At 40.1% G+C, this 22,798-nt stretch carries 22 protein-coding genes; 10 read left to right on the top strand and 12 right to left on the bottom strand.

What is annotated here, in order from left to right; all coding sequences use genetic code 11:
- The first annotated feature begins 52 nt into the window (after positions 1-52).
- The 3 genes from leuC to AC5SLP_RS10870 are packed head-to-tail and all read left to right on the top strand — an operon-like array spanning position 53 to position 3,059.
- Positions 53-1,318, top strand: a complete 1,266-nt coding sequence (leuC, locus tag AC5SLP_RS10880) for a 3-isopropylmalate dehydratase large subunit (protein WP_495255177.1) — start codon at positions 53-55, stop codon at positions 1,316-1,318.
- Entirely contained in the window at positions 1,318-1,893 is a 576-nt protein-coding gene (mobA, locus tag AC5SLP_RS10875) for a molybdenum cofactor guanylyltransferase (protein ID WP_495255176.1), read from the top strand. The genes leuC and mobA overlap by 1 nt, the downstream gene beginning before the upstream one ends.
- Positions 1,890-3,059 carry an EAL domain-containing protein gene (locus tag AC5SLP_RS10870; RefSeq protein WP_495255175.1) on the top strand — a complete coding sequence of 390 codons (1,170 nt, stop codon included), beginning with the start codon at positions 1,890-1,892 and terminating at the stop codon, positions 3,057-3,059. The genes mobA and AC5SLP_RS10870 overlap by 4 nt, the downstream gene beginning before the upstream one ends.
- A 10-nt stretch (positions 3,060-3,069) precedes the next feature.
- Here AC5SLP_RS10870 and AC5SLP_RS10865 read toward each other — a convergent pair whose 3' ends face one another.
- Positions 3,070-4,206, bottom strand: coding sequence for a nitrous oxide reductase accessory protein NosL (locus tag AC5SLP_RS10865; RefSeq protein ID WP_495255174.1), 1,137 nt, complete (start codon positions 4,204-4,206; stop codon positions 3,070-3,072).
- Positions 4,207-4,327: 121 nt separating this feature from the next.
- On the opposite strand from AC5SLP_RS10865, the gene AC5SLP_RS10860 reads away from it, so the two are divergent.
- Both AC5SLP_RS10860 and AC5SLP_RS10855 read left to right on the top strand, forming a co-directional pair.
- Positions 4,328-4,615, top strand: a complete 288-nt coding sequence (locus tag AC5SLP_RS10860) for a Dabb family protein (protein WP_495255173.1) — start codon at positions 4,328-4,330, stop codon at positions 4,613-4,615.
- Positions 4,616-4,740: 125 nt separating this feature from the next.
- Positions 4,741-5,787: a phospholipase A gene (locus AC5SLP_RS10855; RefSeq protein WP_495255172.1), complete on the top strand. Its 1,047-nt coding sequence runs from the start codon at positions 4,741-4,743 to the stop codon at positions 5,785-5,787.
- 49 nt (positions 5,788-5,836) lie between these two features.
- On the opposite strand, the gene rbp is transcribed toward AC5SLP_RS10855, so the two are convergent.
- Positions 5,837-6,115, bottom strand: coding sequence for an RNA-binding regulator (rbp, locus tag AC5SLP_RS10850; RefSeq protein ID WP_495255171.1), 279 nt, complete (start codon positions 6,113-6,115; stop codon positions 5,837-5,839).
- A gap of 228 nt (positions 6,116-6,343) precedes the next feature.
- Between rbp and moaC the strand changes: the two genes are divergently transcribed.
- The 4 genes from moaC to AC5SLP_RS10830 all read left to right on the top strand — a co-directional run bounded on the left by moaC (position 6,344) and on the right by AC5SLP_RS10830 (position 10,805).
- Positions 6,344-6,823: a cyclic pyranopterin monophosphate synthase MoaC gene (moaC, locus tag AC5SLP_RS10845; RefSeq protein WP_495255170.1), complete on the top strand. Its 480-nt coding sequence runs from the start codon at positions 6,344-6,346 to the stop codon at positions 6,821-6,823.
- Positions 6,795-7,052 (top strand): HP0495 family protein, encoded by a 258-nt coding sequence (locus tag AC5SLP_RS10840; protein ID WP_495255169.1) that lies wholly within the window; start codon positions 6,795-6,797, stop codon positions 7,050-7,052. The genes moaC and AC5SLP_RS10840 overlap by 29 nt, the downstream gene beginning before the upstream one ends.
- Positions 7,053-7,065: 13 nt before the next feature.
- Positions 7,066-8,319: a DUF6781 family protein gene (locus AC5SLP_RS10835; protein ID WP_495255168.1), complete on the top strand. Its 1,254-nt coding sequence runs from the start codon at positions 7,066-7,068 to the stop codon at positions 8,317-8,319.
- A 140-nt stretch (positions 8,320-8,459) separates the two neighbouring features.
- Positions 8,460-10,805 (top strand): HD domain-containing phosphohydrolase, encoded by a 2,346-nt coding sequence (locus AC5SLP_RS10830; RefSeq protein WP_495255167.1) that lies wholly within the window; start codon positions 8,460-8,462, stop codon positions 10,803-10,805.
- Between the two features lie 19 nt (positions 10,806-10,824).
- Here AC5SLP_RS10830 and AC5SLP_RS10825 read toward each other — a convergent pair whose 3' ends face one another.
- From AC5SLP_RS10825 to AC5SLP_RS10785, 9 genes are read right to left on the bottom strand one after another with little or no spacing between them, the layout of a single operon-like run.
- Positions 10,825-11,334: a DUF4405 domain-containing protein gene (locus tag AC5SLP_RS10825; RefSeq protein ID WP_495255166.1), complete on the bottom strand. Its 510-nt coding sequence runs from the start codon at positions 11,332-11,334 to the stop codon at positions 10,825-10,827.
- Positions 11,335-11,394: 60 nt separating this feature from the next.
- Positions 11,395-11,643: a DUF3862 domain-containing protein gene (locus AC5SLP_RS10820; protein WP_495255165.1), complete on the bottom strand. Its 249-nt coding sequence runs from the start codon at positions 11,641-11,643 to the stop codon at positions 11,395-11,397.
- A gap of 47 nt (positions 11,644-11,690) precedes the next feature.
- The gene (locus AC5SLP_RS10815; RefSeq protein WP_495255164.1) at positions 11,691-12,716 is read right to left on the bottom strand and encodes a 4Fe-4S binding protein; all 1,026 of its coding nucleotides are present in this window, start codon (positions 12,714-12,716) and stop codon (positions 11,691-11,693) included.
- Positions 12,710-13,252 (bottom strand): TorD/DmsD family molecular chaperone, encoded by a 543-nt coding sequence (locus AC5SLP_RS10810; protein ID WP_495255313.1) that lies wholly within the window; start codon positions 13,250-13,252, stop codon positions 12,710-12,712. Before AC5SLP_RS10810 ends, AC5SLP_RS10815 begins: the two co-directional genes overlap by 7 nt.
- Positions 13,253-13,260: 8 nt before the next feature.
- Positions 13,261-13,644 (bottom strand): hypothetical protein, encoded by a 384-nt coding sequence (locus AC5SLP_RS10805; RefSeq protein WP_495255163.1) that lies wholly within the window; start codon positions 13,642-13,644, stop codon positions 13,261-13,263.
- Positions 13,641-14,825, bottom strand: coding sequence for an ethylbenzene dehydrogenase-related protein (locus AC5SLP_RS10800; RefSeq protein WP_495255162.1), 1,185 nt, complete (start codon positions 14,823-14,825; stop codon positions 13,641-13,643). Before AC5SLP_RS10800 ends, AC5SLP_RS10805 begins: the two co-directional genes overlap by 4 nt.
- Complete coding sequence (locus tag AC5SLP_RS10795) at positions 14,822-15,925, bottom strand: 4Fe-4S dicluster domain-containing protein (RefSeq protein WP_495255161.1); 1,104 nt, start codon at positions 15,923-15,925, stop codon at positions 14,822-14,824. Before AC5SLP_RS10795 ends, AC5SLP_RS10800 begins: the two co-directional genes overlap by 4 nt.
- 3 nt (positions 15,926-15,928) lie before the next feature.
- Entirely contained in the window at positions 15,929-18,796 is a 2,868-nt protein-coding gene (locus AC5SLP_RS10790; protein WP_495255160.1) for a molybdopterin-dependent oxidoreductase, read from the bottom strand.
- 10 nt (positions 18,797-18,806) lie between these two features.
- A complete protein-coding gene (locus AC5SLP_RS10785) occupies positions 18,807-19,835 on the bottom strand; it encodes a sulfurtransferase (protein WP_495255159.1) in 1,029 nt (342 codons plus the stop codon).
- A gap of 370 nt (positions 19,836-20,205) precedes the next feature.
- Between AC5SLP_RS10785 and AC5SLP_RS10780 the strand changes: the two genes are divergently transcribed.
- A complete protein-coding gene (locus AC5SLP_RS10780; RefSeq protein WP_495255158.1) occupies positions 20,206-21,024 on the top strand; it encodes an Mrp/NBP35 family ATP-binding protein in 819 nt (272 codons plus the stop codon).
- 35 nt (positions 21,025-21,059) lie between these two features.
- On the opposite strand, the gene AC5SLP_RS10775 is transcribed toward AC5SLP_RS10780, so the two are convergent.
- On the bottom strand, positions 21,060-22,634 hold the full coding sequence (locus AC5SLP_RS10775) for a DUF3373 family protein (protein ID WP_495255157.1): 1,575 nt from the start codon (positions 22,632-22,634) through the stop codon (positions 21,060-21,062).
- Between the last annotated feature and the right edge of the window lie 164 nt (positions 22,635-22,798).

Raw genomic sequence — 22,798 nt, 5'->3', positions numbered from 1 at the left:
TTAAACCTTTTTTTGTTACAATACCCTAATTTACCACACAAGGTGTATTATTATGGGTCAAACAATCACTGAAAAAATTTTTAGCGAACACGTCGGTCATCCTGTTAAAGCAGGTGAAATCATAAAATGTAAAATCGACATGGTTATCGGTAACGATATTACAACCCCTATTTCTATCCGTGCCTTTGAAGAGAGTGGCGCAACAAAGCTCGCCAATCCTGATGGCTTTAGCATCGTCATGGATCACTACATTCCTGCCAAAGATATTGCCAGTGCCAATCAAGCCAAAATCAGCCGTGAATTTGCTTACAAACATGACCTCAAATACTATTTCGACGAAAAAGACATGGGTATTGAACACGCCCTCCTCCCTGAAAAAGGACTTGTTGGTCCTGGAGATGTCATCATCGGCGCAGACTCACACACGTGTACGCATGGAGCCTTAGGTGCGTTTTCAACCGGTATGGGTTCAACCGACCTTGCATTTGCGATGATTACAGGTGAAAACTGGTTTAAGGTGCCTGAGTCTATCAAAGTTGTCTTTAGCGGAAAGCCTAAAGCATACGTGTATGGTAAAGACCTCATCCTTGAAGTTATTCGTATTTTAGGGGTGGATGGAGCATTGTACCGTACACTCGAATTTACAGGCGACACTATCTCGTATTTGAGCATGGATGACCGTTTTTCTCTTTGTAACATGGCTATTGAAGCGGGTGCGAAAAGTGGTATTGTTGCGGTTGATGAGACAACCAAAGCCTTTTTAAGTGACAAACCATTAGTACGAGAACCCAAATTCTTCTATTCTGACGAAGATGCGACGTATGCTCAAGTCTTGCACATTGACGTCGCAAACCTTGAACCTGTCATCGCATACCCCTTTTTGCCCTCCAATGGCAAATCCATTTCAAAAGCGGTTGCGGATGATTTATCCATTGACCAAGTCTTTATTGGCAGTTGTACCAATGGTCGTTTGGAAGATTTACGCATTGCCGCTAAAATTCTAAAAGGAAGAAAAGTTGCACGTAAAACGCGTTTGATTATCACACCAGCGACTCAAAAAATTTCACTTCAAGCACAAAAAGAAGGATTGGTCGATATTTTCATTGAAGCAGGTGCGGTATTTAGTAATCCAACTTGTGGTGCATGTTTAGGTGGCTATATGGGCATTTTGGGTGAGGGTGAACGTTGTGTTTCGACCACCAACCGTAACTTTGTTGGACGCATGGGCGCTCGCACCAGTGAGATTTATCTTGCGAATTCTGCCGTAGCAGCAGCCAGTGCGGTTATGGGGAAAATCACCGATCCAAGATCATTGTAATGATTTTTGTCCCACTGCCTCTTGTGATTGTCGCGGGTGGAAAAAGTTCGCGCATGGGAAGCGATAAGGCATTGCTTCCTTTTGGCGACCAACCAACATTAACGCAGTATCAACTGCACCGTCTCAGCCCTTATTTTAAAAGCATTCATGTCAGCGCCAAAAATGCAGAAAAATTTGATTTTGAAGCATCATTTATTAATGACATTGCAGCATACGATGACCACTCTCCTTTAGTGGCATTGCTCTCTATACTAGACTATTTCAATACGCCTGTATGTGTTCTTAGCGTCGATACACCCTTTGTTACACCAACCGTTTTTGAGACACTCTATAGCCACCTCAATGACAACGTTGATGCTTTAGTAGCCACTTCAACGTCATCTTCCCATCAGCTTTGTGCTATTTATACACCGGCTATCAAGCCGATTATCGCCTCTTTACTCAAAAATAACGAGCATAAAATTCGCCTTGTTTTAGCACAAGCCCGCACACGTTTTATTGCTTTTGAAGACGACTCTCTCTTTAGTAATCTCAACCATCCCCACGAATATGAATCCGCGAAGGAGCGCCTATGAAAGACACTTTAACCCACATTCATTCACGCAACGCATTTGAGCAAAAACTTTTTACATGTAAAAGTCCCAAACTCTTTTTAGTGGACATCAAGCAGTTTAAACAGATCAATGTTGCCTTTGGTGATGAGGGAGGCGATTTTGTTTTATGCAACTTCGCTAAAACACTTGAAACATTTGCGCATGAAAATGAAATGGAGCTTTATCGCATCCAAGATGATAAATTCGCTCTCTTACTTGACACACCTTTTGAGCTCGCAAAAATGGAACGTTTTATCTTTGCATTGTGCGATGTCTTGAAAAAGCTTAGCTATACGTATCATGACCAAATTATTCCGATTGAAACCTATATTGGTATCAGTTTTGACCATTTTGAGCCTTTAGCAAAAGCGAGCCAAGCCCTTTTGGTCGCAAAAGCGGAAGATCAACCGTTTGTGACTTACTCTGAATTTGCGAACATGTTGATGGGTGAAAATGAAGAAGCCATTGAGAGCATGATGAAAAGTGCCATTGAAAACGAACAAATCGTTCTTCATGTTCAAGCGGTAGTTGATGCTGATAATAAACCTGCATATTTTGAAGGTCTTTTACGCCTTGCATACCATGAAACCGTTCAATCGCCTAGACTGTTTTTAAAAATCGCCAAAGAGCGCCAGTTCTATGACCAACTGTTTCAAGGAATTGTACTCAAAGCTTTAGAGCTTGCTACGAGTAAACAACAACATTTAGCTCTAAATATCTCCTCAGACGATTTGCTCAATGCGGACTATTTAGCGTTTTTGAAAAAACACCTTGACCCAAAATGGATGATACTGGAAATTCAATACGAAAATCATACGCCACTGGCTGCTTTTACGAAAGCATTAACCGAACTTAAAGCCTTAGGCATCACGCTGGCGCTTGATAATATTCGCAACACTGAGTTGCTGACAAGTTTGCCAACCCACGTGATTACCTATGTGAAAGTTCACGGTGATTTGATACGTAATTTTAAAATTGATATGGTTGCAGAACTTACATGTAAAGCTATCGTAGCACTTGCTCAACGACAAAACATTCAAACCATCGCCACACAGCTCAATTCAAAAGCAGCACTTGAGGTTGCGCATGACCTTGGATTTGATCTTTTCCAAGGCTATATTATTGAGCAACCCCATACATTAGAATAATAAAAACGTCTTAGTGATCTTCTCTATCCACGACAGGCTCAGTGATGTGTGTAAACTCTAAAATCGCTGTGCCTTTGTGGTCCTTAGAAAATGTCTCCGCATTTTTACGCGTAGCGAACGGGATAAATTCATGTCCCATAGGACCATACACATCGCTACCCACCACATAAAATGCTTTTTTACCATCAATCGCTTCTTGCGTGTAATAATCCGTCACTAAAATAGTTAAATCTGCATCGTTGTGTTTTGTGTAATTGCCCCATTTTGCTGGATTAAAATAAAATTTGAGCATATCTTTGGGTCCGTCAAACACATGGCTGACCATTTTGCCATTTTCCATATAGTTCATGCGTGCCGCCCATTTAGGGTATTTATAAACGAACATTCCACAAACGGGGCATTTTTCATCTTTTTCAACGTGAATAGTGGTTTTATGTTCATGTTCATGCGCTTCTACACGTAAAATTTCCCATAAATACAACGAGAGTGCTTGAAGCTGTTTTTCATCCAACTCACCGCACATTTTTTCTTTTTTCAAACTCACTTTAAGTTCATTGATTGCGCTAAAAGCATGCAGATCAATCTTCTCTTTTTGGCATTGAGCATTGTAAATCTTTTCACCCATAGGATACATGCCTTTTTGTTTCTTCGCAATAAAAGCATCCACATCCATTTTAAGTGATGCTTGCGCTTTGGCAAACGCATCTTTAAAGTTCATCATCTCTCCGCCATACTCTTTTTGGAATACTTCTGCATCTTTTTGGTTGGCAAAAGCAATTTTACTTGTCATACTCATGGTTCCCGGCACTTTTGAACCAACCACATAAAATGCCTCTTTGGCGTCAATGAGTTTTTCACTTTTAGCATCTGTTACGACGATTTTTTTCACATTCGCTTCAATGCTATTCCAATCCGCTGCTAAACAACGCATAGAACAGTACTGTTTTGCGGTACCATCTTTAAGATAAACCCCATGAGACGTTTTGTAAAATTGTTGTAAACTCATACCACATATGGGGCAATAGGCTTTGACATCTTCTTTCTGAATCAATTCTGGGCTAGAACTTGCTGCCTTAGAAAACTCTTCTGCGTGCAATCCAAGTGTTAAAACAAGGGCTGCAAGAAGTACGACTAGATTTTTTACCATCCTTAACTCCTTTTGTTTAATCCGCACAAGTCTAATCTTCAAGTGTTAAATATGTGTTAAATACTATCATTCATTTATGAGGCGATTGCGCTATAATAAATTAAAAAAAGAGGAGTTATTTATGGTTAGACACATTGTATTTTTTAAATTGCCCGACAATTCCGAAGCGAATAAAAACGCCGTAAAAGAGCGTATCATGAGTATGCAAGGAAAGCTTGATTTTGTGAAACACTTAGAAGTTGGTCTTAATTTTTCAACCGAAGAGAGAGCTTTTGATGTGGCTCTTATCAGTGATTTTGAGACCAAAGAAGACTTACAAATCTATGCAACGCATCCTATTCATGTGGAAGTTGTTAATTTTATCAAATCGCTCAATGCTGTCAGCAAGGTCGTTGATTACATCTACTAATAGACTATTTTCTCTTCCAACCAGCACATTGGGTGCTGGTTTTCGCTACGGTATGATTTTTACATGTAAAGCTTTCGCGACTATTTGGTTATAATTTCATTTTTAAACTTTCAAGGTAAACAACAATGCAAAAATTATTTTTTACAGTATGGGCGCTTATAATCCCTCTAGTGGGCTTGTGGGCTCAAGACATATCGACCTTAGAAGAAAAAGCGTCTCAAGGAGATGCGGTTTCTGCGTATGCGCTGGCAAAGCATTATGAAGCCAAAGGCGATAAAGAACGGGCTTTTATTTGGTACAAACAAGCAGCGAGTTCTAGTTTAGATGGAGAACCTTCTCATCAAGCATTAGAATCAACGATTGCCGAACAGTTACAAAAAGTTGAACGCACCGAAGCGGTGTACAGCTCCTTTTTAGATTCGTACAATGATGATGTTGAAACGCAAAATTCTGTAAAGCAGATGCTGACAAAAACATTTGATTTAGCGCCATACAAAATGAACTATCTTCTTCCTTATACGTACGATAACGTCACGCATGAGGGAAGGGAACATCAAGAGACCAAATTTCAACTCAGTATTCAAAAAGGATTGGTCGATAACTTTTTTGGACTCCATGAAACCTTTGTCGTCGCCTATACGCAAACATCATGGTGGCAAACAGCGGCTGACTCAGCACCGTTTCGCGAAACGAATTATCAGCCTGAACTTTTTGTGATTATGCCTCACTTTGAAAAAGACAGCTTTATTAAAGCCTATCAATTTGGTGTATTGCATGAGTCTAATGGTCAAGGCGGTGAGAAATCACGCTCTTGGAATCGAGTCTATGCAAAAGCCTATTTTCAAGCGGGAGGATGGGTGATTTCACCACGCGTGTGGTATCGTATTCCAGAAGATGCGGCAACCGATGATAATCCAAATATTGACGACTATTTAGGTTCAGCTGATTTGGAGCTCATTTATCCATGGAAAAAACAAACTTTTAAATTTTTAGTCAAGAACAACCTTCAACGGGATAATAACCGCGGCGCAGTACAATTTGACTGGACATTTCCATTGTGGGAAGACAATCTCTTTGGCTACATACAACTCTACAGTGGGTATGCAGAAAGTCTTATAGATTATGATAAACGAAGTGATAGAATCGGTATAGGATTTGCGCTTTCACGCTAAGTAAAAAAGACCCTTTTGTGCCCGTGGGTCTTCTTTACCGATAAACGTCTTAGTTGAACTCTCTTGGGGATCTTCTTGGGCGTTCTTCACGAGGTCTAGCTTCATTCACTTTCAGTGTTCTTCCGCCAATCTCTTTTTCATTCGTCGATTCGATTGCTACTTTTGCTTCTGCATCATTTGGCATCTCAACAAAACCGAAACCTTTTGATCTGCCAGTGTCTCTATCACTTATGATTCGTGCACTGGTTACTTCGCCATACGCAGAGAACATCTCTTTGAGTTGATCTCCCGTCATTTCATACTTTACATTACCTACGTAAATGTTCATCTTTACAATACTCCTCGTGTTTGAATCATTCACATTATCTTTCGCCCGTAACTACGTTAATTCAAGAGAACACTGAATGACTTTGTGAACTCATTGTAGCATATAAAACTCATTTCTATACCTTAGAATAGTGCTTTTTCAACAAAAGTGAGAAAAAATGACACACTCTTATCACGCGCTTGCTTAAGAGAAATGGTGCTATAATAGAATAAAAAAGAAGAGGTGCGGATGAAACTAACGCATTTAGATGAAAAAGATCGTCCAAAGATGGTCGATGTCAGTGAAAAAAGCGATACATTCCGTGTAGCTGTCGCTAGCGGAACGATTACCATGAGTCAGCAAGCTTTTGATATGATTATCTCTCAACAAACCAAAAAAGGCCCTGTACTTCAAACTGCTGTTATTGCAGCGATTATGGGAACAAAAAAGACAAGCGACCTTATCCCTATGTGTCATCCTTTGATGCTAACATCTGTTAATTGCGATGTTGAAGAGCTTCCTGAACTTCCAGGCTTTAGATTGAGAGTCACCGCAAAGCTTCGAGGGCAAACAGGCGTAGAGATGGAAGCATTGATGGGCGTTAGTATAGGTCTTTTAACCATTTATGATATGTCCAAAGCTATTGATAAATCCATGGTGATTAGCGATGTTTGTTTAGAATCTAAAAGTGGAGGTAAAAGTGGAGAATACACCCGAACTCGAGCTTGATTATCCCTGCCATTGGGAATACAAACTGGTCATGAGCAGTGAGCATGATCTCTCTTTTCTCAAAGAAGAGATTTTGTGCGAACGGATTCATACTATCAGTAAATCACAGGAGAGTAAAAAAGGGAATTATACAAGTTATACGCTCAGTGTACTTGTGCATAATGCTGATGACCGCAAGATGCTTTATCACACCCTTAAAGCCCACAAACACATAAAATTTGTACTATAAAAGAGAGGTTTGCATGGAATCAACATATACTATTTTTTTAGCCACACTAAAAGAGAACAAAGAAAATCCTCAACTGCACAAACTCATCTCCGAGCTTTGTTTTGAACTTTCACGTAAAAAGTTACAACGTCTTAAAGACAGTTCTAACATCTATAATCGCATTGGAGAGCTGTTCGAGCTTTATTGTAAAGCATTGCATGATGAAGGATTAAAATCTTCCAAATCAATCAATTGTGTGATAGATGGGCTCCTAAAAGCAGTCAGCCATGACAAAGAAGCATTTTTGTACAAAACGATTTATGAAAAAGAGCAACTTGAAAAAAGTATTTTCACACAAAAACAGCAGATTAAAAGTACCCTCACACATGCCTATGATGTTTTAGAACATCATATTGAGCGTATGCAAGACGAGACAAAACAAAATGCAATCACAGCACTCCATGATGCAAAGCTACGTGGGATTGAGATGCTAGGCATTTTAAAAGAGACCACTACCGAAGCGCTTCTTACAACACTTGAAAAAGGAAGTGATATCGTCGATACGATTCACGAAATTACGAAGAATCTTGCTTTTCATACGATTGCAGAAGGTGAACTGAACAAGCAGCGCATCATTGATATTTCGCATACGATTATTGCCGCAAGCGTTGATATTGCCGATGAAGATTTGGGGCACGCAAAGGATATTTTGGAAGGCTCTATTAACGGTGTTAGAGAAGGTATTGCTAAAGCGATTGATAAATTTAAAAACGATCTCAAATACGCGCCAACAGATGAATTAGAAGGGCTTTTAGAAACAGACCTTTCACAATTGCGTAAAGAACTTCTCAAAATTGACGAGCAATTCATTCAACTCCTTGATGCATTAGCAACACAAAGCGAAGGCATCTCATGTGGTCTACTTAAAGAGATGACCAAAGAGATGAACAGTTCAACAGCCAAAATCAAACGTGCCGCCAACGAAGCAAAAGAGGTTATTGGAGAACGTATTGAACAACTTAAAGCCGATGCTTTGGTGCTAGAAAAGAATTTCAAAGATAAGGCAGAAAAGAAATTAGAATCTCTTAAAAAAGATGTTAATGAACTTGAGAAGAAAGCTTCTTCCAAAGTAGAATCGCTGAAGCAATTTGAATTTGAAAACGAAAAAGCAAAACAGATGGCAAAAGAGGCTAAGAAACTAGGATTTCGCGCATGGGAAGTTGCTAAGAACATGGTTGATGGCGCGGTTAAGGGTGCAAAAGAAGCTATGAAAAAAGACGATAAGTAGTCTCTTTCTTTTTACATGTAAACACGTGTGGCTATACGATGTAGCCACACCTTCACTCTTTTTCTCACATAAAACTTTAAAAAAATAATTTTCAAATGACTCTATGCTACAATAGTACATTATCAATACAAAGGTAAGGCATGCGTGTAAAATACCGCCATAGTACTTTTATTTTTTTAGTTATCGGTATTTTTTTCACAGGCGTTATCTATCTTGAATGGCAGAAAAGCATCCATGACTACCATGCTCATACGATTGAAGATTTTCAATTTCGCTACGAAGATAAATTAAATACATATGCAAAGCTCGGGGAAATCTCATCACACATGATTGAGATGCATATGCCTGCTATACTTCAACAACATCTCACAAAGCAACCACCGCAGGACTTCTTAGCGATTCAAACGCTTTTACGCAAAGAAGATATGACCAACATTCAAATCTATTCGCTACAAGGTGACTTACTACTGAATTCACAAGCTGTACCCACGAGCGACCATACTTTATTGGGCTATAACACGCTCTTACAAAATGCGATGCAAACAAAAGAAGCAGCTTTTGGTCTTTTATTTACATCCACTTTTCAAGGCTTTCGCTATGTCGGTGTCTTAAACCCCAATCATCAACATGTGGGATATGCCCAAATTTCAATTCCTATGGAGCATATTGTTGCATATTTGGATGAAAGCATGCACAGTACCTCTTACTTTATATATCAAAAAGCGTTTTTAGAACGTGGTGAACAAAATCAGGAGTGGACAAAGCAATTTACGCCACTAGATGCCCAAGGAGAGTACTATCTGAGAAAAACCTTTTCACATGCGGCGATTCCAAATGCGTTAAAAATACTTTCTCATCAATTGGTGCATCGCGTTATCACTTCGGAAGGGATTGCTTTATCATTTTTCACAACACCGTTTGATGCACACATTGCTGTTATTTTACCTGTGTATAACTACAATCAAGAAGTTGTAGGCTTATTGGTCTCTATCCAAAATGATTCTAAGTATATTCTGATTACATTCTTCCAAATACTGAAAATCGCTGTTTTATGGTTTGTTTTGGGACTATTGTATTATTTTTACCGTAATAACCAGCGCACAGAATCGTTATTGGAGCAATACAAAGAAGCGGTTGATATCTCAGCTCTCGTTTCAAAAACCAATACGGCAGGTCGTATCACCTATGTCAATGAGCCTTTTGTCAAACTTTCAGGCTACTCTGCTCAAGAGCTTTTAGGGCATAATCATCGCATTATTCGTGCACCAGAAATGCCTCATCATGTTTTTAAAGAGATGTGGAGCACCATCAAAAGCGGTAATGTTTGGAAGGGAAAAATTACCAATAAAAAGAAAAATGGTGAACGCTATACGGTTAATGGGACGATTATTCCCATCATCAACGAACGTGGAGAAATTTTGGAATACATCGCGATTCGCTACGACATTACAGAATTAGAAGCGTATCGTGAAATTTTAGAGACTAAACTCAGCGATACTGATTACAACCTGCAAGTCCATCTTGATATGATTCGTCAATACCAAAATGCCATTGAACATGCCTCTTCTTTTTGCAGATTTGATGCAAAAGGAACCATTTTATATGTCAATGAAACCATGTGTTCGGTTGCCAAACTCGATGCCAATGATATGCTAGGGCATTCGGTCATTGCATTAGGATTACTGTCTGCACGTACTTTTTCAGAAATTTTTTCGGCTATTTCCAAAGGGGAAACATGGAATGGCATCATCGAGTGCCATCACCATGCACACATTGCCTGTTTTTTAGATGCCACATTTTCGCCTATTTTTGAGAGAGGCGAACTCAAAGAGATTATGTGTATTAGCCATGATGTTACGCCATTGTACAAACTCTATCAAGAAATTGAAGATACGCAAAAAGAGGTTGTCTTCACGATGGGTGCGATTGGTGAATCTCGCTCCCAAGAGACAGGAAATCATGTCAAAAGGGTCGCTGAATATTCTAAATTGCTCGCCACGCTCGTCGGGTTGAAAAAAGAGGAAGCAGAGCTCATCCGTCAAGCTTCTCCAATGCATGATATTGGAAAAGTCGGTATTCCAGATGCCATTTTAAATAAACCGGGTAAACTTGACCCTGATGAATGGACAATTATGCAAACGCACGCCCAGTTGGGTTATGAAATGCTCAAACACTCTTCTCGTTCTATTCTTAAAGCTGCGGCCATTGTTGCGCACGAACATCATGAAAAATGGAATGGGAAAGGTTACCCAAGAGGCTTAAAAGAACAAGAGATTCATATTTACGGACGTATTACTGCCATTGCCGATGTTTTCGATGCTTTAGGTTCGGATCGATGTTATAAAAAAGGGTGGGAGTTAGAGCGTATTTTGGATTATTTTAAAGCAGAGCGTGAAGTCTCTTTTGATCCCACATTGGTCGATCTTCTTCTTCATCATATCGACCAATTTTTGGAAATCAGAGAGCATTTCAAAGATAACTTTTAAGCCAGTATTCCCATTAAAATCAAGGCTTAGGCGTCGAAAAAATAACATTTAAAATTTCGTCATTACTTTTATTGTTGGCTTGAGCAATTTCACTCACAGATTGTTTCGAAGAGGCGATAATATGACTTTTTTCACTCAAATTTTTTAGGATAAGTTCGCTATCCATATCTAAAAACGTTGCCACTTTTTCAATCGGACTGTTCATCATCGCACCAAAAATTTGTCCTTTGGGGTTCACTCCTTTTTCATGAGAGCTAAACATTGGGACAATCACAAAAAGGGCTACAACCAAAATACCAACACCGATGGATAGCATGGTCGAAGATTTTTTAAAGTAAGAGAGAAATCCACTCCAATTTTTCATTAAATGAAGCAGAGAAATTAGTACAAAAACAAGTCCAAGCCAAATATGTAACGCTTCTGTTGAGAGGATGCGGATTTTGAAAAACATCATAATGCCCGTAATAGCAACAACAGCAAATATCGTTGTCAATAAGGCACTTAAAATATTGCGAGGTATAACATTCATTAATAAAACTCCTTTAATTCGTAATGGAATTATAAAGGAGTTTTGTTAATCATTTGTGAATTATTCGAGCCCTGAAGAGTGCATAAACATCACTTTATCGGTAATAAATTTGATTTTAATGTAGCGTTTTTCATCGCCCCATGTACAATCGCTCATGCCCGCCAATGCCTCACATTGCGTTGCTTTACCTAAGATATCTACGACAGCAGAATACGACATTCCTATCTGCAATTTGTCATATTTTTCTTTGCTTAAATTTGAACACCCAGTTAGTAAAAAGAAGAGTGATGCCATGATAATCCATCGCATGAAAACTCCTTGAGTGAATTTTTTATAGAGTAGCATATTTTTACTGTTTAGTGGCTTTGTGACGCCAATAAAAACATCTCAGCATGCTCTTTTTCGAAACAGCCACAACGTTCACATATCATCTCACCGCCTTTGTAAGAGAACGCACATTTACACGTCTGACATACGCGTAAATCATGCGCGATAAGCACTTCTGCTTTATCATAAGCAAAATCAACGATATCATACGACCTTTCAACACTGCTTATAGCCTCTTTGTGACAGATATCTTCACAAATGCCGCACCCAATGCATTTTCCCATTTGAAAGAGAATTTTTGTCTGGTCTTGATGATAACTTAACGCATTGGTCGGACAAAATTGGACACACTCTTTACAGTTATCACATGCCTTGGAAATACGTTTTACGTGAATAAATGAGAAGGCCTCCGGCACGATTTTGGTTGCATCTAGCTTTTGTTTAAGGGTTTGTTTTAAAGAAAAAAGCGGTGTTATTGGCGCAGTATAATCTTGGGCTTTAGGTTTTAAGAGACGTTCAAAAAATAGGCGGCGATTGGGAATTGCTAGATCCTGTTTGATAGTACGAATACGCTGTGGTAAACCGAGCGCTTGAACAAAACGATTGGCTTCATCCAGTCGTTTTGTGATCGCACGTTGTACACTATCTTCATGATTATGCGCACACGTAGCACACTCAAAAAGATTACATGTAAAACCGTTGGAAGCAGCCAACAGCAAAGCGCTCCACTCGTCCACGCTCAAGGCTCCAAGGCAAGGCAAATGCTCTTTACATGTAAAAACGCTCTCACCCTCTTTTGATAAAAGATGCTTTGTCGTTTCCACGGAGAACCCATACAAGAAAAGCGCCTTGCTAGGACAACTCCCCATACATGCGCCACATCCCACACACAACGATGTCAGTCGTAATTTGCCTTGTTCAAATACAAATGCGTGATGCGCACAGACATCTTGGCACAACGTGCATTCGTTCATAGCATAGTCATTGCGTAAGCACGCTAATCTATCCAATACAAAAGCACCCACACGGTCAAGATACAATGTTCTATCTAGCATAATTCCTCATAATCAGCCACTAAAAATTGAGCACCTAACTGACACAACCCTTTATAAAAGGGAGTCTGCGCCATTTCCGCCATACTTAAAAGATAGCTAGGAGCCCACTGCAAAAGATGCTTTTCTAAAAAGGCACGCTCTGATGCCGTTTCATCTTTTAAAATCAAATTTTGCATAAAAGCGCATTCAAAACTCAAATGATCAGGGGCTTGTAATTCAGACTTGGTAAGGTTTAGTTCATAGCCATGCTCAAAATAAAACTGCATAACCGGGTTTTGAAGCCCAACCAACACCTCATCTCTATCATCCAATACAGTTGATTCTATCGGCAAAGCACGCATGAGAAACAGCGAACTAAAATCCACATTGAGCGCTTCATCCAATTCCTCTAAAGGAGTGGTTTGAAACCACCCCTTTTGCTCCTCCATGACCAATTCGAGCAACGCATCATCACGCTGAAGTTCTAAAATGAGCTTTTTATCTAAAATATTACGAAACATTCTTGATAAAAAAGCATACATTTTAGCTCTCATCATTTTATCCACTACAAACATCCTTTAAAGAAACTCTTCTGCGCAGGCGGCGGCGCTTTAAAACTTGTAGCGACGATGGTATCGCCTTTGATATCACCGATAATCGTCACATCATTGCGGTTCATTGGCTCGTCCAATTGATAGCGAGGAATCGCATGATAATCGATATGGTACATTTTTTGTTCATTGTGAACAAACAAAACCAATTCATCATTCATTTTATCACCAAAATTCCAACTCTTATAGCAATCTCCACTACCGCACACCAAGCTCTCAAGCCTACAATCGGAAAAATAACCGTTTTCGGCGCACCATTTACTGGTCAAAAAGCCTTTTTTCTCTTCCGCATAGGCACTTAAAAACACGACGCATAATAGAAGTATCACCTTTTTCATTTTTCAACCTCCACTTTGAGGGTTTCAAGATACGCAACAATGTCATTAACACTCTTTTCATCTAAGTGCTCAAACGGCGGCATCGTCGAAGTACGCACTCCTTTATCGTTGCTTGTGTACCATAAAAAGTTTTTATGTGCATTGGCATTGTAGCCCGGAACAACCACCGCACTTGGATACAAGATGGATTCCTTGATATAACTAGCATTGCCGTAACCACCGATATTAGAGAGATTGGGCGCCATAAAATTAGGCGCGTTTTTCACTGTTTTGTATTGATGGCACGTTGCACAATTTTCCATGACAATCTTTTCACCATTTTTTGCATCGCCTTTGATCTCCTCTAAAAGAGCTAACGCTTTATGGGAACCATCGACATTGACACCAATCCACGCACTTAAACGCTTCACGCCATCACGATTTTTGGCATCACCGTCCCAAAGAGCAAATGCCATTGGAAACGTTTTTTCAAGATTTAAATGCTCGCTTTTAAGCGGTCTTACGAACAATGCTATCCATATACCTTTGGCATAGCGCATTTCCATAACGCTTGGCTCGGAGTTGTCTTTAAGCTCCGTCATAGAGCGAAAACCTTCCGAAATAAAGGTGCGTTGGTAGTCGTGATTTGCCTCTTTAGCAACATCTGCTTTATAAGCTTTTGCATCTTTTTCAAATACATTTTGGTTGGAAGCCACCATTTGATGATAGATATCTCCACAATTATTGGCTTCAAAGACAGGGCCCGTTGCTTTTTGCAAATGTACAATCACAGGACGTCCCTCACTTCCCATACCGATATAAGGAAGTACGTCAGCTACCATAGGAAACTGCACAGCAAATCCATCTCCATACGCTGTCGAGCTCAATCCCTCTTGAATACTTTTGGTTGCATCCCTCCATTGAAGTAAAAATGCAATTTTTGTGTCGTTTTTCAGCACTTTTACATGTAAAATTTTTGCCTTATTTTCTGCGTTTGCATGAAGGGCATCGGCATCATTCATACTGAGTGTCGTTTGAGGATACACCATCACCTCTTGTGCTTTTGCTTTGTTCCATAAAGCAGAAGAAAAGCCCAATTTTGTAAAATCATCTTTTACATGTAAAACATCTAAGCTGTTCGCCATTAAGGCTGTTGCACCTAAAAACAACACTACGTTGAGTAGAAAAAAGCCTTTTTTCATGAGTGCACTTCCTTGGTAAAAAATGTCATTTTAGAGGTATATTTACCACTGCTGTAACGATGATCGACAGGCTTGATAGCTGGTAGACCTTTTTCTTGCGCCACTTTGGCGTAGTAATTGCTATCGAGTCTAAACATATCTTCGTGTTTATATGCAATGAGTAAATCCATGAGCTCACTCACACCTGTTTCTTTGCGCTTTTGCATCTCTGCTTTTAACGTTTTAGCTGCCGCATGCACTTCTTTTCCAAAAAGTTTTTCCAAAGCTTCAGGGGGGATACGCGTACTTCCCTCAATGATTTTTCCATTGGCATCAAACTTTGGCGGCGCTTCGGTTGGCGGTACGTAGTAAACGTTCGCTTCAGTACCGTAATCGGGACGCAAAGGCAATGCCACTTTGTACTTTTTCACCAGTTTGTAAACTTGCCCCTCTTCATCGTCCAAAAAGCCCACAAAACGAATACGTCCGACGCACTGCTGTGCACAAGCAGGGGGTAAACCTTTTTCGATTCTTGGAAAGCACAAGATACACTTTTCGCTTTTAGAAATACGCGGATTAAAGTAAATCTTTTTATACGGACACCCCGCAATACAGTAACGATACCCCTGACATCGGTCCAAATCCACCAACACCACGCCGTCTTGGTCACGTTTGAAAATCGCGTCTCTCGGACACGCACTTAAACATCCAGGATTCGAGCAGTGGTTACAAATGCGTGGAATGTAGAAGAAATAGTTATCGTTTGGAAAATCCCCTGCGCCTTCATCCTCATCCCAGTTAGGTCCCCATTTGGGGTCAGTATTGGGATGAAACGGCTTTCCGAGTGCGAGTTCGTCGTGGTTATAATCCCACGGAACGCCGTACTCGCTTTGGATGCTTGGAACAACGCCTTCTTTTAAATCACCGGCTTCATCAAAGCCACCACCCAGTTCTTGCCATTTTTTGGGATACCCCTCACCCGGATAGGTCTCAACGTTGTTCCAGTACATGTACTCTCTGCCGTTTCGGTTCGTCCATTGTGTTTTACATGAAACGGTACATGTCTGACACCCAATACATTTATTTAAATCCATAACCATAGCTAATTGACGTTGTGACATGCCCTACCCCCTTGCCTTTTCAAAATTCACCGCACCATCGTACGCATATTGATTGCCGTCCCAAAGACCGCCAAATTTGAGATGCCCCCAACCGTCTGCCATCTCCAAAAGGTTGAGTGCCGTTGGAACGACTTCGTTATGCCCTTTTTTGTGTTTATACATGTAAGGCTCCCACCCGTGCTCCAACACCAATCCATCGGGCGGACAAGAGGAGCTAAGTTTGGCCATCGCATAAAACTCGCCAAGCGTATTGAAAATGCGAATGGAATCGCCGTCTAGAATCCCTTTTAGTTTGGCAACTTCGCGATTGACTTGCGCGGCAGGAACACCTCGTTGTAAACGCAAGAGTGTACGGCTTGTTTTATAATTGGAGTGGATACTCCATCTCGCATGCGGTGTCATTAAGACAAACGGATGCGCTTTGGTATCAGGGCGAATGCCCTGCATGCCCGTATTGGTTTGAGCGCCCATCTTGATGTACATGTCATGATCAACGTAAAATGTTTGACGACCACTAAGTGTTTCAAAGCGTTGGAATTTAAAAAGATGGTCTTCGTTGGAATTAAACGGACGGTCTGCATACAAAGGAGAGCTTTTCGCCGCTTTTTCATTGAGCTGCAAAAATCCGCCCGTTTTGTACATCTTCTCAATCGTCCACGGCTCGTACTGCACGCAGTTTTTCAGCGCCGCTTCTACGGCTTGTTTATCCGTGCCCAAAATCGGCTCCATTTCAGACCTACTATCTTCGTCCATATTCGTAAACTCTTGATGGACGATAGTGAGGTCATGATAGCCCTCTTTGGCATAGCGTTTATCGTCTGTAACTTTCGCTTTTTCTTTGTTTTCTGGTTTATTAGCAATCTCTTCTAACTTTTTAGCTATAAGGGTAAACATGCTCCACTCATCCATCGACTCACCTACGGGTCGAAGATTTTTTGCAGGTTGTGCGAGGTTTGTGAAGCGATGGTATCCCGGGCTTGAGCGAATATCCCACACTTCATAATGGCTTTTTGCAGGAAGCAATAAGTCCGCATACACAGCCGCTTCACTCATGCGCGTATCCACATAAGCAAAATAGTTTGTTTTTTTCAAGAACGCCTCTTTGTAAGCGTTGCCTTTGTTTCGTCTGAATTTTGAATCGGCAACAACCAATGCCACTTCGGGTGTCCAGTGCGGCTTCACTCCTTTTTCTTTGCCGTCTTTACCTTTTTCAAGGAGCATAGAAACAACCTTCATATACTCCTCTTTCCCCATTCCATTTTGAGCACGCCTTACGTCAGCATCATTAAAGTATTGCTCAAACGTTTTCATCCCATCGCCCAAAATGAATTCACCCACGAAGCCTGAACCAAAACGCGCGGTGTATTTACCTGAAAAGCCACTCAGTGCCTCAAGGCCGCTCAGTTGGAACTCGTTTTCGGTATTAAGCCCGCCATACGGTCCCATCCGTCCCGTTAAGCCGCAGATAGATGCAATATTCCATATGGACATCATGCCATTGAAATATTTGTTCAAGCTAAAGCCTGTTGTAATTTCTACAACTTTTGGAAGAGCAATATCACGTGCGAGTTGGCGAACAGTGTCTGGGTGAACACCCGTATCTTTTTGCGTTGCTTCTGGACTAAAACGAGCCGTTGAGCGTTTTAGCATCTCAAACACCGTTGTAACCTCAACTTTTTTGCCATCATGTAGCGTCACTTCAAATGTTCCCTCTAGCATTGGCTCAATATCAAATTCGGCTAAACGCAACGTTTTTATATCGCTACCTTCGGTACCTGGCATCAAAATAGGCTGATTGGTTTTGGCATTCCACGTGTAAAACTGTTCTTCAAATTTTTCGTGCTCTTTTTCATCTTTGGCATGTTCCAAATCCGATCTGCGTAATAGTTTCTTGTTGTCAGCTCTTACTAAAAATGGCAAGTCGGTATACGTTTTCATAAATGCAGGACGATACATTTTTGCATTTAAAATCTCAAAAATAACGCTCATCGCAAGGATGTTGTCACTTCCTGCTTTAATCGGTATCCAAAGATCAGCGGCACGTGCACTGGCATTGTATTCTGGTGTGATAACAATGACCTTTGCACCGTTGTATTTACCTTCCCAGACAAAATGGGCATCAGGAATACGAGAAACCGAAGGATTACCACCCCAAAAAACAGCCGTATTGACCGTGTACATAAAATCATACGTACAGCCTAAGTTTCCTTCACCATACGCCACAGCCGCACCGCTGAACATATCGCCGAGGTATGATGCTGGATAAATTCGTACTGCACCCAACTGTGTCGAGAAACGAAGTGGTCCACCACGTCTGCCTTCGGTTAAAAGTCCCGTACCCGCATGTACCATCAACTTGCCGGGACCTTTTTTAGGATCGGTCATGACATCCCATATCTTTTGGGCAACCTCTTGGCTTGCTTCATCCCACGAGATGCGCTTCCATTTGCCCTCGCCTCGTTTACCCATACGTTTCATTGGATAAAGTAAGCGGTCTTTTTCGTACATGATTTGGGAGTGTTGTACCCCTTTGTTACATCCACGAGGATTAAAATCAGGGATTTTCGCATTGATAGAAGGATAACGCGACGATTGGTTTTCACGTGTGACGACGCCATTATTGGACCAAATTTCCCATGAGCAGTTTCCTTGACAATTCACGCAATGGTACGCAAAACCATGCTCTTCTTTTACACCATACGTAAATCCAAATTCATTACGGTACATCGCTTCCGTATAACTTGTATTGGGGTAATGCTCTTTCGCATTCTCAATTTTCATTGCACCCGTTTTGGCAAATGCATACCCTTCGCCTGCAATCATCGCAGCAGTAGCACTCGATATTTTCAAAAAATCTCTTCGTTTTAACATGTTTAACTCCTTATCGTCGAATCGGCAAATTCATATCATTTGCCCACTCGTCCCAACTGCCCGTATAAACTTTTACATGGGGGTATCCTAGAAGCTCCAATGCGGTTACAATGTGAGAACTTCTTCCTGCACCGACATGACAATACGCATAAATCGTTTTATCTTTTGTAATGCCATTTTGGTCAAACACCGCTTGAAGTTTTTCTAATTCTTTAAAGGAGAGCTTTTTATCCATGTCTGTGATATTTTTCCACTCAATAAATGTAGCACCAGGAATATGTCCACCACGCGCAACATTATCCATCTTACGTTCACCCATAATCTCCTCAAAGCCTCTGGCATCAATAATGGCATAAGAGGATTTTGCACCCTTTGCAATCAAATCCTGCACCGCTTTTAGTACTTCATCCTTCCCTGCAATAAAGGTGTAATCAATCTTTTGGAGGTCAATATGATATTTTTTAGGTACACGCTCTTTTTCTTCGCCTCTTTGTACAATGAGTTTCTTCTCTTGTTCTTTCATTTGTACTTTGATTTGATCACTCAGCGTCTTATCGTCTTTTGCTGCTTTGAGCTTTGCTTTAAGCTCATCATAAATTTTCTGCTCAGGGTCAGCCGCCATTATCGCCGCTCGTCCACCGTTAAGGATTTTAATTTTTTCATGACCAAAGCTTTTAAAAAAAGCATACACGCCCGTCGCGTTTGGTCCTTTGAAATCATCATAAGCAATTACAAGCGTATCGTTATCAATGCCCTTCTTCCCGATATACGCCTCTGCCTCCTTCGGACACATAAATAACGGCGCGCACTCCATCTGACCCGTAATAGATGAATGATGTAAGTGATGCGCATACATTTCAACAGAACCTTTAATGTGTCCTGTGGCATAAATATCTTCATCATCGCCCGTGACGAACATAACGTGATCCTTCCCGATAAGCTTCATTGCATCTTCTGCTGAAATCAATATGTCACTTGATGTAGCAAAAGAAACTGTATAAAGCATCAATGAAAGAACTATTGTTCTAAATATAACCATACAATCTCCTTTATGTATCTATTTTACTCATTGTATTTAGTGAAAAAATAGCAAAAGACCATAATAATAGACTATAACTTATATAAAATTGCCGAATTTACTAAATTCTAGCTTTATACTATAGCTATTTACTCGATTTTAGTCATCGTTTACTTAACACGATGTAAAATAAAATAAGTATGATGAATTTGTTACATAAATGTAACTTAACTAAAGGAAACATATACGCAATAAGATGAAAATGATACATAATAAAAAGCTTTTTCTTCTATCACTGTATATTATATGTTACATTTCATCCCACTATCACAAACAATTAAGCAAAGAGATATGCATTTATACTCATGCTTTTTACATGTAAAGGATCTCTATGAATATTATTAAAAAGAAAACGACCTATGGCACAACACAAAAGCCAAACAACCGAGCACCTTATGCTAAAAAAGTTATCGCAATTAGTAGCGGAAAAGGAGGGGTTGGGAAAAGCACCGTTGCTGCAAATATTGCCGTTGGTCTTGCACAAAGAGCATTACAAGTAGGGCTACTTGATGCAGATATTTATGGGCCTAGCATACCAAGACTTTTAGGCGTTGAAAATGAAAAACTGCGATGGAATGACGAGAACAAGATGATTCCCAGTGAAAATTTTGGAATAAAAGTGATGAGTGTAGGGCTTACAACGCCAAAAAATGATACACCTCTTGTTTGGCGAAGCTCCGTTGCAATAAGTGCCTTAATGCAGTTTTTAGACGACGTGAATTGGGGAGAGCTCGATGTGTTAGTCATCGATATGCCTCCAGGAACAGGTGATGTACAACTAACTATGGCGCAAGAGCTTCCTCTAAGTGGTGTAATACTTGTAACAACGCCCCAAATGCTGAGTACCGACGACGTCAGTCGCGCCATTGTGATGTTTCAAGATATACACGTCCCCATTGTAGGACTCATCGAAAATATGAGTTATTTTATAGCCCCAGATACAGGCAAAAAATACGATATTTTTGGTGAAGGCGGCGCAGAAAAGCTGTGCAAAACGTATGACATTTCATTTTTAGGACAAATTCCACTGACGTATGAAATTTTAGCCCTTAGCGATAATGGAAAAATTCCTATCGCTCTAGGAGATACACAAACACAATGTATCTATAATGACATTGTAAACAAAATTGAGAAAAATCTAAAGGAGTAGAGAGGTCATAATGACCTCTCTAAAGAAGATAGAGACTAATATCTGTATCGTAAAGAAGCACGAATTTCTGAAGCGGAATCAACAAAACTCATACCATTTGCTAAAGCTTGTGCTTTTGTCATTGGTGTTCCTGTTGAACCGAAGAACATATCGCTACCAGAATAATCATAGTCTATATAAACATAGCTAAGTTGCGCGGTTAAGTTTTTACCTACGATTGGAAGGATATAGTATGCTTCATAAGCATTACCACGTGCTGAAAGTTTTGAACCAATTAAAGTATCTTCACCATAGGTAAAGCTTCTCCAGTATTTACTGCCATGGTTATACTCTAATCCAAAACGTTGATCTTTCATAAAACCAGGAACTTGAACGCCTGTATAGATAGAATAACCTGTTTCGTTATCAGAAGAACCTAACATTTCAGTTACATCTGTCCCACCAGCACCTGCATTGCTTGCCATGATACCATGCGTACCTTTTGGATCCGTTTTGCTAAATGCATAAGAAATAAAGAAGATACTGTCATCTAAGAAGTCGTTGATACCATCACCAATACCATTGACTTGAAGTGATAACGCACCACCTGTTAGATCACCAACATCTACAAGATTGACATTATATGTATCATCTAGATATGTAGTTGGATCAGCTGGATTATCTGCAATGAGACCTTGTCCTTTCCACTGAATATTAGCACCCATCATATTCCAGCCTTTAAAATAATTCGCCATTAATTTATATTGACCATTATCAAAGACTTGGACAAGTAAGCCTGCAAGGTCCATATTAGGAGCATCATTACCATTTTTAGTATAAGGCAATGCTGTATTCATCATTCCAGCAGTTGTTAATGAACCTTGGAAATTATCAAATGTTGCATATTTGGAATCAGCATTAGAATTACCACGACCTAAACAGATTTTGAAATACATACCTGAAATTCCAGTAAGGTTTTCAACATCAAATTTAAAGCTAGCCCCATCAAATTCCATATTGATATTATGTCCAATTGGCGATGCTGGGTGCTCATTATCAGCTCTTAAGTTTGTCATAAAACCATCAACAGATGGACGACGGCCAAAACTTACAGTATAAGGTACTTCACCCATATTACCAAAATAAAGGAAATACGCCTCTCTTAAACGAATCGTAGAATCATCAGGAGTCTCAGATGAGTACCAATCCATATTTTGAAAAGCATTGTAAGCTGTTGCATTATTATTTCCAAATAACTTATAAGCGCTTAACGATCCTTTAAATGTTAAATTATCAGCAGGTTGTGCCGCCATGCCAAGAATTAACTTATTGCTCCAAATCCCATTTTTAGCACTATCCACAGGAGCCATTGCGCCTGATGTCACTTTATAGTCTAAATAATCATAAGATGTTCTAAAGTCAATATCCCATTTAATGTTATCGCCCGCATCATGTGCCTTGACTTCTTTTAGTTGTGCTTTAAGCGCATCGACGTTAATCTTTGACTGAGCATCTTTTAATTCAGCCATTTGCGCCTTAAGTGCCTCGATCTCCTGTTTTAATGCTTCATCCGCGCCAAATGCTGACGTTAATGCTGCCCCAATGAGCAGTGGAGCGATGATTTTTTTCATCTTTTTTTTACCTTCTTAAAGTAAGATTTTTTTACACTTAATTAGCAAGACGGAACGTTACCGCTGTCGCTTGCAAACTCTATACAGAAGTCTTTAATATCAGGCATAAATTTTTGAAATTTTTCGCCTTTTAAGAAAGCATCTAGCCCTGGATATTTTTTTGA

This window comes from Sulfurospirillum sp. E15m (genome assembly GCF_059415145.1).
Note: the sequence above shows the minus strand (reverse complement) of the source record. Positions and strands in the feature narration are given on the sequence as shown.